Origin of the sequence: cyanobacterium endosymbiont of Epithemia turgida isolate EtSB Lake Yunoko, from assembly GCF_000829235.1 — a bacterium.
Classification (GTDB): domain Bacteria; phylum Cyanobacteriota; class Cyanobacteriia; order Cyanobacteriales; family Microcystaceae; genus Rippkaea.
This window is the reverse complement of record NZ_AP012549.1, coordinates 478,554-497,449: the sequence shown is the minus strand read 5'-3', so window position 1 is coordinate 497,449 and position 18,896 is coordinate 478,554. Positions and strand designations below refer to the sequence as shown.

8 protein-coding genes are annotated in these 18,896 nt (G+C 32.7%); 3 read left to right on the top strand and 5 right to left on the bottom strand.

Annotated features, from left to right (window positions below; genetic code table 11):
- Window positions 1-873: 873 nt before the first annotated feature.
- Window positions 874-1,641: a M15 family metallopeptidase gene (locus tag ETSB_RS01420; protein WP_044105868.1), complete on the top strand. Its 768-nt coding sequence runs from the start codon at window positions 874-876 to the stop codon at window positions 1,639-1,641.
- A gap of 14 nt (window positions 1,642-1,655) precedes the next feature.
- Complete coding sequence (locus tag ETSB_RS01415) at window positions 1,656-2,519, top strand: SWIM zinc finger family protein (protein WP_044105866.1); 864 nt, start codon at window positions 1,656-1,658, stop codon at window positions 2,517-2,519.
- A gap of 1,684 nt (window positions 2,520-4,203) precedes the next feature.
- On the opposite strand, the gene argH is transcribed toward ETSB_RS01415, so the two are convergent.
- The 4 genes from argH to ETSB_RS01395 all read right to left on the bottom strand — a co-directional run bounded on the left by argH (window position 4,204) and on the right by ETSB_RS01395 (window position 10,756).
- The gene (argH, locus tag ETSB_RS01410; protein WP_044105865.1) at window positions 4,204-5,601 is read right to left on the bottom strand and encodes an argininosuccinate lyase; all 1,398 of its coding nucleotides are present in this window, start codon (window positions 5,599-5,601) and stop codon (window positions 4,204-4,206) included.
- 1,113 nt (window positions 5,602-6,714) lie between these two features.
- A complete protein-coding gene (locus tag ETSB_RS01405; protein ID WP_044107537.1) occupies window positions 6,715-8,133 on the bottom strand; it encodes a PP2C family protein-serine/threonine phosphatase in 1,419 nt (472 codons plus the stop codon).
- Window positions 8,134-8,554: 421 nt separating this feature from the next.
- Complete coding sequence (locus ETSB_RS08775; protein WP_052470604.1) at window positions 8,555-9,478, bottom strand: hypothetical protein; 924 nt, start codon at window positions 9,476-9,478, stop codon at window positions 8,555-8,557.
- A gap of 345 nt (window positions 9,479-9,823) precedes the next feature.
- Complete coding sequence (locus ETSB_RS01395) at window positions 9,824-10,756, bottom strand: glycosyltransferase family 2 protein (RefSeq protein ID WP_044105864.1); 933 nt, start codon at window positions 10,754-10,756, stop codon at window positions 9,824-9,826.
- A 3,702-nt stretch (window positions 10,757-14,458) separates the two neighbouring features.
- On the opposite strand from ETSB_RS01395, the gene mrdA reads away from it, so the two are divergent.
- Window positions 14,459-16,237, top strand: a complete 1,779-nt coding sequence (gene mrdA, locus ETSB_RS01385; protein ID WP_232509900.1) for a penicillin-binding protein 2 — start codon at window positions 14,459-14,461, stop codon at window positions 16,235-16,237.
- Between the two features lie 693 nt (window positions 16,238-16,930).
- Here the strand turns inward: mrdA and ETSB_RS01380 are convergent.
- Window positions 16,931-17,926, bottom strand: coding sequence for a methyltransferase domain-containing protein (locus tag ETSB_RS01380; RefSeq protein ID WP_044107534.1), 996 nt, complete (start codon window positions 17,924-17,926; stop codon window positions 16,931-16,933).
- Window positions 17,927-18,896: the final 970 nt, after the last annotated feature.

Sequence of the window (18,896 nt, the reverse complement as noted above, 5' to 3'; positions counted from 1 at the left end):
TTCAAATCTATAATGCCAAACAAAAAGATTTTAGTTCCATACAACTAAACATTTAAAAACTCTATGTGTTCAATACTAGTCTCATAATAGATTTCTATCGAAAGAAAATGAATGAAACCAATGTCTGTGATTTTTCCTTTCTAAACCTATAAAAAAACAGTGTATTTAAATTATTGTCTAGGGCATAAGCTACATTTATTTAAATTTTAATTGATTGTATGAAAAATTTAATAATTATTTATTATTACTTAAATAACAATATTTTTTTTTAGTCTTGGTAAAATTTATATTGATTCTCTGTTTTTTACTCAATACATATCGAATCTAATTATAGTTTATAGCTCAAATATTTACTGATTTTAGATTTATTCTGTTTTAATAAATTTTTATTGCAGATATTGAGCAATCCATAAAATTTTAAAAAATGAGTATATATTCCATTACTTTCAGAAATTTTCCTAAAATTATTAACTCCCTAGCAAATAGTTCTAAAAAACAGATAAATTAATTATTATTGGCTATTCATTCAACATAATACTAAGTTTTAAGCAATAAATTCATTATAAGTAGTCAGTACAATTTAAAATTAACTATAGAGAGAAAGAAACAGTGATATTTCCCAGAGTTATATTTATTAATATAGAGCTTACCAAATCTGAAATAAATCATGAAACAAACTTAATTAAATGTTTAATAAAGCTATATTCTATCTATCTTAAGTACTGAATAAAATATAATTGACATATTGACTCATTACTGTCAATTTTATCTACTAAATTGAAAATTCCTATAAAATTGGCAAATGTTGAGAGTAGACAAAAAACGATAATACATCAACAATGTTCAATGAACTATTAATTATACGATCATGACATGAATGATATTCCAGAGGCTTTAAGAGAAACTTCTATCAGTAAAGCCAAGATACAACAAAAACGAAAATTGTTAATACGAAGCATTCTAGGGGCAGGGCCTATTCTGATTTTAGGTGGAACTTTCTTCATGCGTCTAGTTCCTTTACCATCAACCACATCCTCATCTTCTGCAATCTCGATTCAACTTTCTCCCGTCCCAAAATCAATCCCAGTAGTTAATCCTTCTCCCGAGCCATTAGAAAATGTTCTTGGACATTTAGAATATAAACAAGCTCCCATATCAACATTGAAAGCAATTACTTCTGATGGACACGTCCGATTGCGTCTTAATGCAGCTGAGCAATTCATAGAAATGCAAAAGGCAGCTCGAGATAAAGGAATTATTCTGACTCCTATTTCAGGATTTAGGACGGTTTCTGAACAAAACTACTTATTTTTTGAAATCCAACGACAACGGAACCAAAATCCTAGTGAACGTGCTGAAGTGAGTGCACCCCCTAACTATAGTGAACACCATACTGGATATGCGGTAGATATTGGCGATGCTAAAACCCCTGCTACCCATTTAAGCCTTGATTTTGAGAAAACAGCTGCTTTTAGCTGGTTAAAAAATCATGCTGCTAAGTACAGTTTTGAGCTGTCTTTTCCCCCTGATAATCACCAAGGCATTAGTTATGAACCCTGGCACTGGCGATATGTGGGAGATCAAGAAAGTTTAGAGACTTTTTATAAAGCTAGAAATTTACAACAAACCCCTTCTAACTAAAAGACAACAAGATTATGACTAATTCTAATTCATCAAACAGTGACGAGACTTTATATCACAAGGAATGGTGGGTAGAACGTTGGTTGGAATTGCTGGATTCTTATAGATTTAAAAAACGATTAGAACGGGCTAGAATTTATGCAAGAGAAGGAAAAATTTTAAGTATTAAATTTGAAGACGCAAAAGTATTTGCAAAAGTTCAAGGTAGTGATATTAATCCCTATCAAGTATCACTTTCATTAGTTCCTTTTGTTGATAAAGATTGGGATTATATTATTGAGAGTTTATCTGAGAAAGCAATTTTTTCAGCCCAATTATTAGCCGGAAAAATGCCAGAAAATATTGAAGAAGTTTTTATTAATAACGGACTTAGTGTTTTTCCTTTTACCTTGTCAGATATTAATGCTTGTTGTAGTTGTCCCGACAAAGCTAACCTTTGTAAACATATTGGGGCAGTTTATTATCAATTAGCTGAGTATTTTAGGGAAGATCCTTTTACAATCTTTAAATTAAGAGGAAGAACAAAGGAGCAAATTCTTGATGCTTTACGTCAGCTACGCCTTCATAAACTTAATCAGCAGAAAGACAGAAAATTAACGAAAAATAAAGATAAATTGCCAGAAATAACAGAAACATTAAATCACCAAGCAGAAAAATCTAAGATTTTAGACTTTACTAAATTTTGGCAGTATAAGAGAGGATTAGATTCCTCACTAATCGTTATTATTCCCCCATCTGATGATCAAACAGTGTTAAATATTTTGGGAAGAATTACTTTAACTTATGAAGAAGCACGAGTCGCTCAACAACATCTACAACAAGTTTATAAAAACATGAGTCAATATGCAGTAATGGAGGCATTGAATCGTAAAGTCTAAGATAGATAACAATTCACAGAATGATTAAGTAAAATTCTCTTTAATTTGAGTAAAAAATTGATATCTTATAGTATCTCTAACAACAATGATAAACGTCACTTATAGTAAAAATATGTAAACTAGCTTCACCTTTTATTAAAGTGATTATTTTTTATAATCACTTTAATAATTTAAATAAAAATAATAAGTTCTTTTTTAAAACCCTGTTGACTCATGTTAAAATTATAGTCATCGATATTTTACAGAAATAGAGACTGCTAATATAACCTCTAATTAAGTTTTTAGTTAAAGTTAATAAACACAAAAAACTAATTTATAAGGAGTACCTGGATAAATTAAAGTTAAAAGAACAAAAAAAGTAGTTTAACTTACTAATATAAGTAGACTATATAAATAGTTCCACTAGCATTAGCAAAACTAACAACAAGACCAATAAATAAACTCAATAACTGACATGGCACTTTCAAACCAATTATAGTTTTGTTAATTGTCTCCTTAGACCTTAGAAAGCAATAAAAATTGTAGAATTATTTTCCCATGATCAAGAAAAAATACTTTTGATTGGGATATCATTACTTAACATTAACGATACTTAAACAAACCACACTTTCATATTTAGTTTTTATTGACAAAACCAAAGTTATCTATCCATTACTTATTACTGTGCCAGAGCGACTAAAGGAAACCTAGTCTATGAAAAATATTCCGTTAATCAGAGCGCTTGCTACATTTGATTGTGTAGTCGTTTTTATTTTTTAACTATAGGCAAACAAAAAAATTTTTTTATCTTTAATAAAAAAATCTTGATGCCATGACGGTGGATAAAAACTGGTGTAATTATGGATAATTTATCAGCTTGTCAAACAATAAAAGTTAGATAAATAATGGAATCTATTCGAGTACAAGTCTTACTTTTATCTCTATACATTCCACTGATTTAAACTTAATTGAAAACTATTGAACAAAAATTTTTAAATACTCGCTAATTTAAAAATATAAAAATTTTTAAGGTCTCAATGAAACAATTGATTGAGTAACCGATAAAGACTTAATGGACTAATTTGCCCACTGCCGTTATTATAAGCTCCATAATTAAATTTAAATCCGCTATTAAGTAAGACAACGGGTCAAGGGAAATACAGAAAGGTGTGTGATAAGGGATTGAAACTACTGTCAATACTGCTTGTTCTCAAAAGAAAAAGATGAAGATTTTAAACTGACTGATTAAGAGAGGAAACAGACTAGTTCCAACTCCAATTTTTACTGTTGCCATCATCCCCATTCCCTCTTCTGAAGGGAAATGATAGCATAAACTTCCATAGAGATCGTTAATCGCTTAAGTTCAGATCACATCTCCTTTAAAATATAGAAACAAACTTTATGATTTTGATGAGTAGAAGCATAAATCCCGACTACACGGCAAATTTGCAACAATTTTAAGCAGGCTTATCCTAACAATTCCCGTTGATTGTTGTTAGAATATTTTCTCTCCAGTCCACAAGTTCTCTAGAAAATATCCACCGTACTTGTATGCCTCAGTCGTATAAATACAATACGTTCATCAACAAGAATGAGAATATATAGTTGCTTAGGTTAGGGGGTAAAAAGATGAGATATAACTCTCATGATGGTTTAATATATCGCCGCAATCAATTTACAGTCTTAAAAGATGAAGACTAAGATTTTAGTGTAGTTGGGAAGATTCTATTTGTGCTTTCGCCCTTGCAATAGCTTGGTGAATTTGCTTGAAACCAGTTCCACCGTAGCTATTACGAACTGCTACTACCTGTTTGGGGGCGATTATCTCGTAAATATCAGCTTCAAACAAAGGATGTAAGGCTTGCCATTCCTCTAGAGATAAGTCCTTAAGGAGCTTACCCGATGCTAAACTAGTCTTCACTACCTTTCCTACTAAATTATAAGCCTCCCGAAAAGGAATCCCGCGGACAGCTAAATAATCGGCTACGTCTGTCGCATTTGAAAAGTCCTCGGCTACTGCTTGAGCTAAACGTTCTTTACAAAACTCAATGCCTTCTCCTAAAAAAATTGTCATGGCTTCCAAACAACTTTTAACCGTTGCCACCCCGTCAAAAATTCCTTCTTTGTCTTCTTGGAGATCTTTATTGTAAGATAAAGGCAACCCTTTCATTAAAACTAGCATTCCTTGTAAATGGCCAAAGACTCGTCCAGTTTTTCCTCGGACTAACTCAGGAACATCAGGATTTTTCTTTTGAGGCATTATACTTGACCCCGTAGCGCAGCTATCGGTAAGGCTGATAAACTTAAATTCATGGGAAGCCCAAAAAATTAGTTCTTCACTTAGACGGCTAAGATGAACCATAATCAAACTAGCAGCATTGAGAAACTCGATAGCAAAATCACGATCACTCACTCCGTCCAAACTATTGCCATAAATACCTTCAAATTTTAATAATTGGGCACTATATTGACGATCAATGGGAAATGTTGTTCCTGCCAATGCACCACATCCTAATGGAGAAATATTTGTCCGAGCGTAAATTTCTCCCAATCGTTCCCAGTCTCGTTGTGCCATCTCGAAATAAGCTAATAGGTGATGAGCTAAACTGATCGGTTGAGCCCGTTGTAGATGGGTATAACCTGGAATAAGCGTTTCTACATGGTTTTGAGCATGATCAAGTAAGACTTGTTGAAAATCCCGTAATTGACTCCGAATTTTATTAATTTGATCTCGTAGATAAAGACGAATATCAGTCCCTACTTGATCATTACGGGATCTTGCTGTGTGAAGTTTTTTGCCGACATCCCCCACAATATCTATTAAACGTTTTTCTACTGCAAAATGAACATCCTCTTCGTCAATTCCAGGGATAAATTCTCCATTATGATGTTCCTGACGAATTTTTTCTAGTCCTTGCACTAATTTTTGTGCTTCACTCTCAGCAATAATTCCTGTATGGGCTAACATTTTGGCATGGGCAATAGAACCTGTTATATCATATTCAAGTAATTCGATATCAAAGCTAATACTAGCGTTAAATCGAGCGATGGAAGGATGAAGATTGCCTTCAAAGCGCTCACTCCACTTTTTTTGTTTGCTCACAGTAACCCCCTAGGTGTCAAAAATAAAAAATTGTTGTCAAAAGTAAGTTAAACCCTAATGGGTCATAAATTTTGAACCTAATGTGTTGTACTTCATTAATCCAAGAAAAATATTCTTTATCTGATTATCCGTTATCGATAGTCAACCATTGGTTTACTATCGGCCGTTGACTAAAAATAAAGCGTTTAAGCACCAGTAAAAATTCTAAACATATATCCTGGAACAAATTAAATATCCAAAGTTCAGACACGACCGGACTTGATAAAATCTTTAATGATTGAAACTTTCCAATAATGTCAGTATTTTCAATACTTTGAGGTGCGAGACAGTTCAACTCAATGTGAGTTCGACGAGTTTTAAAAACACGGTTGTTATTCTCAATGTCTCAATCAAAAGACGACGAGGTCGACGATTATCGAGAACAGTAACTGCCAATAATTAAGGCTACAATAGTACTGCAAAAACAACAAGGGGTGAAAGCCGACTTGCCTTTTGACTCTAAATCGAAAGAAGAGTTTTCTGATAAATAGGTATTAGGCTGTCAGTTGAGTACAAAGTTTAACAAAATAATTTTAAATATTTTAATCTCTACTAATGTTCAATTACAAAGATTTGTTTAAGTTAATCGTTAATTGTTTTAATCAAAGAATGCTGACGAAGCAAAATTATATCAATTAGTGTCACTAACCTTTGACTTTATTTAATTGCTTAAAGTATTTGTTGACAGAGTTCTTAAGAGAGTTCTGAAAGAATATCTCCTTAGTATCCCCAAAATTTACCAGTAAAATCTTGTTTTAACTTAGGCATAAATTTATAGTCATATATGTCGTCTAGAGTTAACTTGAAAGCCAATCATTCATCTATTTTAAATAGAAGCAATCTAAGTTTAAAAATACCAAGCAAGTATCGAATATTAAAGTCTAATAAATTCTATCATCCAGCATAAAGTTATTGCTTAGTCATTTTTTTTTTAATTTCTATCGAACTTACGTTTGCCCAAGCAGTTAGTGTGCAGCCAGATAAAACCTGTTATAATAAGCAAATAGGGCTATAATTCCCAAATTTATAGGATAATTAAACAGTAAAATCGAAAATCTCCCATAAATTCAAGAATTATTCCGATAATTTCACCTGCATGACGACCAAAGTCATGTCATCACTATTATTATTTCCTGTCCCAATAAACTGCTCAACCTCTTTAAATAAATAATTAAGAATAGTTTGGGAACTATCACATTCTTGACAAGCCGCTTGAAAAGCAGCAATCAAATTATCTTCATCAAAACGATCACCTTTTAGGTTAACCGCATCAGTTAGTCCATCGGTGTAATAAAGGACAATATCTCCTGGATTTAGTTGAACCCGTTCATCCCCATACTCAGAATTAGGATCTAATCCAATTAACATTCCTTCGGTATCGAGTCGTTCAATCTCTTGTGTAGCGTACTGCCATCGCAGAGGAGGGTTGTGGGCTGCATTGCTAAAAGAGAGAATACAAGTTTTGGGATCATACTCCGAATAAAAAAGTGTTACAAACCGATTGGAGTTCTCTAAATCAGAGTACATGACTCGGTTGAGGTGTTGGAGGATTTGTCCAGGAGAGTTACGGTTTAATACCTCTGCCCTAAGCATTCCTCTCGTCATAGTCATGATCAACCCGGCAGGAACTCCTTTTCCCATCACGTCTCCAATGACAATACTCCAAGGAACGCAATGATCTAATACTTGCTCTGTGCTGTTTTGATTTTGACGGAGTTGATCATAATTAGTTGGGATAAAATCATAGTAGTCACCTCCAACCCGGTTAGCAGTTTGGCAATGGGCAGCTAATTCTACACCATGAATACTTGGGTATTTGCGTGGTAGTAAACGTAATTGAATTTCAGAAGCAATTTCCAATTCGCGATCCTGTCGTTCTTTGGAGCGTAGTTCTACCGTTAATTCATTATTAGCAATAGCAACGGCTGTTTGATCAGCCACCAATTGGAGTAATCTCCGTCGGGTTTGGGTCCAAACATATTGAGGATTAGCACTAAAAACGTAAAGCCGCCCCCGTTCCATATTTTTGACTAAAATTGGCGTATTATACAGACGAATTTTTGTACCCATTTCATGGCGAATTTGTTCGTCGAAGGAAACCGCCAGGCTACGAGTAATTGAGGCGTTACTGTTAATCTGATTAATGACGCGAGTCAGAACTTCTTGAATCTCCACCTCGATTTGATGATTTTGACAATGTAACTGTTCTAAAGAGACTTGCCCATTCGCTTTATAGAAAATCAAGACACTTCCATCAGCATCAGTCACCCGTGCTGTCATCAAAGGGGTGAGTTCTAGAAACTGATTGAGATTATTAAAACTTCGTAAAGCAAACCCTAGGGAACTTAATAAGTTTTGAATTTTATTTTGTTCTCGATAAAGATTGGCAACAAGTTCTTTCAGGGCAAAAACAGGAGTGGTATCGGTTTTGAGACCACAGGTTGGTATGTTTTGAGCAAAAGGAGGCTGGCGGTGAATAGGCACAGCAGTAATGACATCAGACGGTAAAGGTATCAAGTGTCTTAATCCTAGACCATAAACGTTGAGGAAGAGTAATTTTCTAGTGAGGCAGTCTATCTTAAACGCGCTAGGTTTAAAGTATTAGTTTTGTGAGTTGAGGGCAACTTTAACCACAATTATGACTGGTTAATCATAACGTTAATTTGTTAGATTGCCAATAAATATCTTGAAAAGATTTTATTATAAGTTTTCTTATGAGCAAAAAATCCCAGAAACTTTCTCCTGGGAATTAAATATCTATAACAAATATCTATGAACGGGAGTCTGTTGTCAAAGATTTTCGAATCTCTTCAGATTATAATTTTGCTCCGATTTCTCATCGCTTGTCAGATTATTGTTATGTGATTATGTCATTCTGATGATTGTCGTTAGCCGGCTAAAACAGATTTCTTTGTTAAGACTTGTTTTTGTCGTCTGTTTCTAATAGGTTCGTTAAATTTTCCTCAGACTTTTCTGTATCTAGAAAACTGGAAAAGATTTCATCAGGGTCATGGGTTGTATCTTTGGTTTCTGACTCAAAAAAACCGACATAAGGATTTTTTGAGTCTTTTGTGAAAGCCCCCGATAAGTCTTTAGTTGTTTCCTCCTCAGTAGGTAACATCTCAAAAAAATCTAGATCGTCAGATTTTTTTTGTTGCAATAAGTCAGCAACCCTGTTTTGGTTTCTTCCTTCAGTTTGATCTAAGGATAGAGCTTTAGTGGTGTCATGGACTAGGTCTTCTGATAAGGTATCAGAGGTTTCTGCCTCCCCCCACTCATCTAAGGCGAAGTCTCCTTCGTCATAGGCTTTTTCTAACTCGTTAATAGCTTGCTCATGAGCTTGTTGCTGTTCTTGCAGTTGAGTTTGATAAATTTGCTCAATTTGTTGAATGTGTGCCTGATTGGTTTCTAATACTGGAGCAAACCTTTGCACTTGTTGCAGCGTTTCTTTAAGTCTGGCTTGATAGGTTTGTTCTAGTATCTCAAGTTGAGTTTGATAAGTTTGTTGAATTTTTTGTATTTGTCGTTCGTTCTGTTCTAATTTACTTAGTTTAGTTTTAGTCTGAGACAGTTCTTCCGATTGTTTCTGATAGGATTGCTCGATTTCTTGTATTTTAATTTGATAAGATTGTTCAATCTCTTGCATCTGCGGTGGAGATTGCCGTAATTGTTTGATTTCTTGTGCTTGTTGTTGCTGAAGTATTTCAGCCTCTTTTAGAGCTTTTGTACTTCTTTCTAATTGAGCTGCGAGTTTGCGCTCCTTGGAGAAGGTTGATAGAAAAATACCGATAACTCCTCCGATAATTAAACCTACAACAATGCCAATCGCAATACTCATTATCGTCTCCAAAATAGGGGTAATTAATTTCCAATATGCCCAGAAGTTTCACTTAAATCAATAAGTTATCACTTTTAGAACAGCTTAGTTTTCAACAAACTTTGACAATAGCTGCTAATATTTCAATGATCTCGGACATCGGTCTTTCCATCAGCCTATTTTTAACGAAAGTTTTTATATTGGCTTAAAACCATTTATCCAAAATGGAGAAGAGAGAAAGCAGAAGACACAAGAGAAAATTAGTTTATGACTGGATTTTAATAATTAAGTCCGTCCCAACTTTTAACTCGATGGTTATATTTTAGGCGAGGAATTTACCTAAAATCCATAAGCTTTATATACCACCTAGGTTTGTAATTCTCGATAAGCAGTATAAACTCCGCGTACATTATACCAATTTAGAAATATTCGAGCAATTTCTAAGGCGAGTTGCGGTTTTCCTTGATTAATTAACCATTGCAAAACAGGTGCAAGCGTGCGTTCATTAAGACTGCCTCCTAAAGATAAAAATCCCCATAATAAACGATGTAACCAAGTCATTTGGATCATCAATCTAACCTCCCATGTGGGATGTTTCTGGTAGAAAAGAATTCCCATCTTTCCCCGTTGAATTTCTTGGTCGATTAAGCTAGGTATTTGATCTAAAGTAAAAGACGGATGCCAATGGTAACCAACTGCTTTGGGACACTTAACTAATTTTAATCCTAGTTGTTTAAGTCGCACTCCTAATTCTAAATCTTCCCATCCATAAAGTTGAAATCTCGTATCGAAAACTCCAACTTTTTCTAACCATTCACGGGCAATTGCTACATTGCCAGTAGCAAAATATGCTGCAGAAAAATCAGTGATTTTATAAGATTCTGAGGTAGGATTATCAAAGTTACAAGTGTTAATCACCGCACCGTAGGTAAATAATTTTTTATTTCCTAATTCTTTTTCTCCTGTGATTAAAGCATTCGCATGGGACTGAATGAATGTCTCAGTTACAACTAGATCACTATCAATGAATATAATTGTATCACCTTGGGCTTTTTCTATTCCTAAATTTCTTGCTGCGGCAGGACCCAGATGATTTTGAAGAAAAGGACGCACATGAGGGAATTCTGCGATATTTTCTGCTAGCCATTCTAGGGTATTATCTGTCGAGCCATCGTCAACTAAGATGACTTCGTAGTTACTTACTTTATCATCAGTTAATTGTTGATTTTCTAAAGCTCTTAGGCATTTTTCCAGGATAGGTTTTCGATTATAGGTAGGAATAACAACGCTAAAAAACACAGCTTTTTTTTCTTGTAATCGGGTTTAATCAATAGTCTAACGAACTTTATCCAAAAGTTGCCTATTTTTTTAGCTCTCGAGACTCTGGTTCTAGAGTAGTATAGCTAGCTGTTTAGAATATCAACAGCTAGCAATCGTTTAAATTTAAAACAGGGCAAATCATGAACACGTAATTTCATAAGATGATTCAAAAATGGCAGTAATATTAAATTATATTGCTGACAAAATTTTAGGAAATTGTTTATTTTAAAAAAAAGTATATTTCAATTTTAGTAGTATTTATACTAAGGTTTATTAATTACTGACAATTTATGTAAAATAGTTTGTTAAACTGTATCTTTGAAGTCAACCAAAATAAGATGATATCCTAGTATTTTAATTTATTTCCTAGAAAGACTAATCTATTTAGTAATCTCTGCATGAACTACCGTATACTATATACTATATTTATGCCAAATTTGAGTAATAACGTATTGAATTATCTAGTTTATTTACAATTATAGACTGTATCGTGATAATTCCATTTTAATCTAATTAATGCTACGATAATAGATATTATTACTAAAACATACTGAGATACTGCAATTATTTTTACTTATTTTTTTTGTAGTAATGAATATTGCTAACTAATAATTTAATAAGGTTATAATACAGGTTTTATTGTTAACAATATCTTACGCGTCTTCAGGGTTTTTATAGACGAGATGGCCAGACTACAGCAACTGGTAAACGAATAAATTTCTCGATTAAGATTTAGATAATATTTACAATATTTTAAGTTCAAGAGTTAAAAATAATTTAGATCAACTTTAATGTACTACTCTAATGGTAAAATTAAATTTTTACTACTTTATTTTTTAAATTCATATTCCTCAAGTCTATTTTTAAAAAATTTCACAAAGATAAAGTACTTGCCTACTCTTAATTAAAATCAAGAAACCGTTTAAAATACTCAACTTAATATTATTATTATTTAAATAATATTAAAAAATAATAAATATTTTAGGCACAATATCTAATTATAGATATTTACTTTCAATAACTACATTGTTTGAAAAAATTTAAATAAATGATATAATCTTTATATCTATAAGAAAATATAGTTTAGTTTGAACTAGCTCTAATCTGGTAAGTTGTTTAGACAATTAACAATAGTAAAAAATATGTATATAATTGATTTTAATAGATACAAAAGATTTATTTTTTTAAAAAAATAGGTACAATTTTTATTGTAAGTTACAGTGTATTACACTAAATATTTTTGATTACAGTTTAATATTTGTAATATAATCATAAATTAGTTATATTTAAGTTACGATGTTATCGTTAAATAACTAACTATATTCTTAATCAGAAGTTAGTTGAACAAAAATAGTCATAGGAAGTCATCCTAGTGCTTTGTATAAAAAATCTTATTGTTATTTTGATAAGTTTACCAAGGTTGCAATCTTTGTTGCTATAACTTTTAGACAGCAGTGTAAAAAACAGTTAGCAAAAATAATTATGATATTTAGTGTCAGTAATAGTAAAAATAAAAAACTTAATTTTTGTTCTTACTCTTCTTCTGAACTAAAAAATAATAATATTGTTATTGATATTCAACTTTTAATGAATTCTCTTTTTAGGAAGATAAAAGAAACCTATTAGGGTACATCAATAATCTTGATACAAAAGGAGGAAGTTTAGGAAAAAGATTAAATAATAAATCATTTATTATTCGCAGTGCATTTGTTAGTCTATATTATTCTCTTGTTAGAGAAACCAGCTAAAATATTTTAACTGATTAGTAATTACTAACTTAAATTTCAAAGATAGCTGCAACAGAAGTCACAATAGCATAAATGTATTGTTTTTAAGTAATCTTTTTTTAGAGATACAACAGTAGCTAGAAAAGGTCTATATAAAAACAAATAACAATGCGTTCTCTCTGAAAGTGGATGTTAAGTGTTAAAACCTAAAAACGATAACTATTTTTCATCAAGTAACTTATTATCAACTGTAATAGAAAAATAAAATTAAAAAATGAATAGAAAAACCTATCTTCTTAGTTTTAGCAAATACTTAAAACGATAAAAATTTCCTCTCATATATACGAAAAATAATAATTACAACCTTTAATATTATTTAATATTTATTCAATATTTATTTAATAAATGATGTTTAAACCACTTATTATATCTAATAATATTTACCTGATTTAGAGTATAAAATTATATAATTTACGCATTAATTTAAAAAGGTAGTTTGATGTTGATCTATATTGTGTATTATCGTAGATTTTACCTTTATTTTTTTTGAATTAAGATAAGTATGTATACAAAAAATTAAGATTGATTTATAGTAAGTTTTTTGTATATTTAACTTTAATAAAATAAAAGTTAAATATACAACTACTAATTTTTATATTTTTTTTAGAATATATTCCACTTTACATTTTTAGGTATTTCAACAAAAATAATAACAATATTATTATCCGTAGTTTATTATTAAACTAATAGTTTATACAATATTTATAAAAAATAAAACTGACTATATAAAGTTAAATAAAAAATTTTGACATAAGTAAGGTCTTTATTGAGCCGGAGTTATTAACTCATTATTTTAATTAAAATAAATATATTAATTAACTTTAAGATTTATCTCTTAAAAAGATAATTACTTACATATTTATCTGATAGGCTTTAAATATAAATATAAAATATTTTTTAAAATATTTTATATTAGGGAAAAAATATAAATTCCTCAAAATATAATTTAGTACTTCGATACTCAAGTAGTAATTTTCAATATTTACTTATGAAAAATAAGGAAAGTAAAACACTAAGTATTAGCATCTAAATAAATAAATAGATGAAAAGATTATCAAGTTCTCTGTTGTATTGTAAAAACAAACTTTAGTCCAACTTACAACAATAAAACAAGCTATGCTATGTAGTTTGTTTTATTGTCTGGCTCGTCAAATAAACTTAATTATTAATTTATAAAATCAATAATTAAGTTTTAAAATCCGTTTTATTGTCTTAAACAGTAACTCTGTGAGTATGAATATTAGCTGGATTAAACTTGGTATTTTGTGGTCAATATTTTCCTATTTTGATAAACTTATTTGTGAGTAATTTTAATAATAAAACAGGATTAATCCCCAAAATGTACTTAACTCAAAGTTAATAGCCTTGATAAAATTCGACATAAGCATAATTGTACTCTGTTGTGATTGCCTCTTCTAATTTTGTTTTTGATAGCGATTTTTATATTTAAATATTTTAAATTGCTAACGGCAAACATTCTATGACTACGCACCTTCCACTAAAGCTACTTGTTTAATTAAAGTAGTCTTCTATCTTGATTATTGTAGAAATGCCATGATTTAGCTTTCTCTACAAATTAACACATCTATATTAAAAACTCTAATTTTTTCATAAACTTGAACAATAAACATAGAAAAAACCTAATTATGCTAACATAAATTTTGCCAATGATTATCAAGAACTTTAAATTTTTTATAAAAGCCTTCTAGTAAATAAGAAAGTAAAGAATTGGTATCAGTCATAGATTATAGTTCAGGGGTTTTTAATTAACTTCAACACTTCTATACTAAAAATAATAGTGTTTAAAAAGCTATCCTAGTACGTTAACAATTCTTGAATAGACGATATGCGGCTTACCGATTCTTTCCACTCCGAGTCCAAATGGCAAACACCAATGTTTGGTGATAGTCATGATTTTTACAACACAAGACAAAAGAAAACCAATCGTACTATCGGACAAAAACGTCAGCCTTGGCTAATTATGGTCTTAATTAGTTTAATTCTATTAGGAGGGATTGGGTCACGTCTGGTCTATCTACAACTGTTGGAAGGAGAAGTTTATCGGGAAAAAGCCGAAAATAATCGCATTCGCATCATCCCTAAACCTCCCGTAAGAGGTAATATTTTTGACCGCAAAGGTAGAGTCCTAGCCTCAACCCGCTTAACCCATGCTGCTTATCTTTGGCCTGTTGTCATCAAAGAATCTAACTGGGAAGAAAATTTACGCTACCTATCCCAACTTTTATCTATTTCAGCAGATGATATTGAACGAAAGATTAAACAAGCAGGCTATAATTCCCCTACTCTTATCCGTATCGCCCGTAGTCTTAACCCTGCTCAAATTACTGCCCTAGAAGAATTTAAAAGTGAACTTAACGGACTTGAAGTCGATATTGAAAGTGTACGAAACTATCCTAACCAAGACCTAGCAGCTCATGTTTTAGGATACACTGGAGAACTTAATGCTGAACAATTATCTAAACGTCGTTCGGAAGGATACCGTCTAGGAGATACTGTAGGGAAAATGGGGATAGAAGCGGCTTATGAACAACAATTACGAGGAGAATGGGGGGGCTTGCAGCTAGAAGTAGACGGCGTAGGAAAAGTAGTAAAAGTTTTAGGGCAAAAAATTGGGAAGGCGGGAAAAGATGTTACTCTTACCCTAGATTTAGACGTACAGAAAGCTGCAGAAACCGCTCTAGGTAAACGCAAAGGTGCTATCGTCGCCATAGATCCAAGAGACGGGGAAGTCTTGGCTATGGTTAGTTATCCACGCTTCAACCCTAATGTATTCTCTAGCCAAATTACTCCTGAAACTTGGGAGAAATGGCGTCGTGAGGGAGACCCTTTTGTTAATCGCGCTTTACGGGGATTTCCTCCTGCCTCACTTTTTAAAATAGTCACGGCGACTGCTGGAATGGAAACAGAGAAATATCCCCCCAATACAGTTTTAAATACTTTCGCTTACCTCAATGTTGGGGGAACGTTCTTTGGGGAGTGGAATCGGGCTGGATTTGGACCGATGGGCTATGTTCGGGCGATTGCCTGGAGTAGTAATACCTTTCATGGACAAATCGGACGCGGGGTAGGAGGGACAACCTTAATTAAGTGGGCGCGTAACTATGGTTTTGGAGACAAAACTGGCATCGAGTTAGAAGAAGAGGCACGAGGGTTAATTGCGGATGATACCTGGAAACAAAAAAATTACAGCTGGGGGTGGACTGATGGAGATACAGTGAATATGTCTATTGGACAAGGGTTCACTCAGGCAACTCCCTTACAAGTGGCCATTATGTTTGCTGTCCCTGCCAATGGTGGTTATCGAGTCAAACCCCATTTCTTAAAAGGAGACGGAGATGTGAGTAAATGGCGAACATCTATGAATCTTAAACCTAGCACTATTATAACCCTAAAACAAGGACTACGGGCAGTTGTGTCAAGTGGAACCGGAAAAGCCTTAAATTCGCCAAATTTACCACCTGCAGCAGGAAAAACCGGTACTGCAGAAGCCCCTCCAGGGAAGGTTCATGCCTGGTTTGGGGGATATGCCCCTTATAATAAGCCAGAAATTGTAGTGGTAGCTTTTGCTGAACATTCCGGCGGGGGTGGAGGGTCGGTGGCTGCCCCTATGGTGCGTCAGGTCATGGAAGCTCATTTTAAAAATAAGAAATAATTGTTTTTAGGGTTATCCTCTAAGAGATTGACTTGGCAGTGAGTTTATCGAAATATTCCCCATTTTCTCTGTTTACTAGGTAATTTTAACAAAGTCTAAACCTATGAGTATAGCTATTTAAATTCAGTCAAACTTATTGGTTTTCTAAAAAGTCATAGTCCTTCTAGACTACTAACTCCTGATTGATCATAACTGTATCTAGAAAAGCCTAATTTTTTTTAGAAAAAAATGTTAATTACTGAGGAAGTTTATTAGTAAACCCTAATAGTCTTTTAATTGACGTACAGTCCGATGACTCTTCTCTTGAAGATTCGTTTTACTATCACTGCTTGGTTCCAGCTACAAAACAACTCATGGCCACATTGACTTGATTCAGGTAGAAGCATAGCATTTACCTGAATCAAGTCAACACAGGTTTGTACTAGATCATCGTAGTCGACGAGGGAAATTATCTCCTATAAGAACATTTTAAAGGAGAGATCCATTTCGGTTTTTGTATAACACAAACTTGATCAGTTGATAGATACTATAAGCGGACAATCTCTATAAAACAATACATCAAAGTCTAAGTTTAGAGTCAGCTTTGACCTTTGTATCTCTTAACGATAACCAATGGAACGGTTTTGTACATTAGTCTTAGCGGTATTTTAGTCCACTTACTTACAATTAACTTTTACTTTTTATTGATGGCAATTAATTTCTTAAGTTTGAACTATTTCTTCCGTGTTGGTTTTGACTAATTTTTTTTTCAGAATTAACTTTAATTGCGTAAAACATCCCAAATCGACACAGATTACTACCAAAAGCAATACGCATTAATAACAAAGTGGGAACTTCTCGCAGAGATTTAACTAATCCCGATAGACCAAAACGAAATAATCCTTCAGGTCGAACAACTCCTTGCCAAATAGAATCAAACCAAGAAGGAAGAGTTTCTTGTGTCCAATCGGCTGTTGTCACTTGTCCTTCTACTAATCCCGTTTCTGCTAATAGTTCGGAAAACTCTTCAATACTAGAAAATGCCGGATGAGACCATTGATCTAGAAGTTGACGCATTACAAGTTTTTCCCAAAAATTAAGAGACTTTTGGCGATCATCTCTTTGATTCCAGTCAGCTACGACCAACAAGCCGCCAGGTTTCAATACTCGCATCATTTCTTGAGCATATTTGGCTTTATCTACCATGTGGGGACCTGCTTCAATGGACCACACCACGTCAAAACTATTATCTGGAAAAGAAAGGGCTAGGGCATCGTCCACCTTAAATTTAGCATCAACGCCTTTAGGGATTAACTCCTGGGCACGTTTAACTTGTTGGGAACTAATAGTAATCCCTGTTACATTAAACCCATAATCTTTGGCTAAAATACAACTGCTTCCACCAATGCCACAACCTACATCTAAAAGGGTAGTGCCATGAGGTAATTGATCTAACCCTCCCCATTTGGCCATTTCATCTACAAAGTCAGACTTGGCCGTCAAAAAATCCTTCTTTCGAGGTGGCGAACCATAATGACCCAAGTGGATATGTTTTCCCCAGTAAAATTCCAAAATACCGTCTTGAGTCCATTCATCGTAGGATTTAGCTACTGTGTTGGAGGACTGATAACGACGAGGGGTTATTAGATAGAGTATCATTCCTATCGCTAGTAAGACCAGTAAAAATCCTAGAGGGTAATATAAGCCCATCAGTTCTGACACCGTAGTCTCTGTTCACATTAGTAATTTCACTATATCAAGTTATGAAATTGATTGTTGTTGTTTGCTCGGATTAGGTGGTTGGACATAAATCAAACAGCACTATGTTAATATATGTTTTATATTTGAAGGCGATTATTTAGGAAAAGTGTGTTGAGAGAGTTAGTTATCAAGACTTTGGTTAACTAATTTTAACTTCTAATTTAAGAATATTTCCAAGTTCGGAGTAGGAAGGGTCTTTATTTGAGTTAACTAAAGCTAGAAAAATTTAGCAAAAAAAAAGATAAAGCTAGTGCGATTAGATTATCAACAATAGTATAGAAGGTAGAGATAATTGACATTTAATTGAAATTTTTTCCTCGAGAGTTCGCGTAGCAATTCATCTGTGTAAAAACTTGGGTTGATACAACTACGAGATACTTCACAAAATTGTGGAATAAATTTGTTTCAAGGTTTCAAGTATCTGGATTAATTGGGCTTTAATCTATGGTAAGCCGTAACTCATAACTGGTCGAAAAAGTAGTAAAAACAATTGGATACATCCAGAAAGTAGGGGAAAATTAAATATATATAAATTTTAAAAACCATCAAAATAATTGTAGTAAAGACTAGTTCTTAGAAAACTTATATTTAAGTTAATTGATTAGTTCTTCTACTATTATTATGGTAAAAATTTTAATTTAAAACTACTATAAATATATAGACTAATTATGTTTTAATCCTATTTAAAATAGGTTTATTTACACTTAACTATTTAGAACTATAAATTTTGCCGATGTGTTATAAGTAAAACAGATAAGAAATATTTTTTTTAAGAGTATATATATGAAAAAAATAGCTAAAATTATTAGTGAAATAACTCTATCTTATCGAAAGGAAACTACTAAAAATATTTATCATGACAGAACAAGAAGTTGTTGTATTCATGGATTTTTTGTAGCTGGCGGCGATTATACTCATA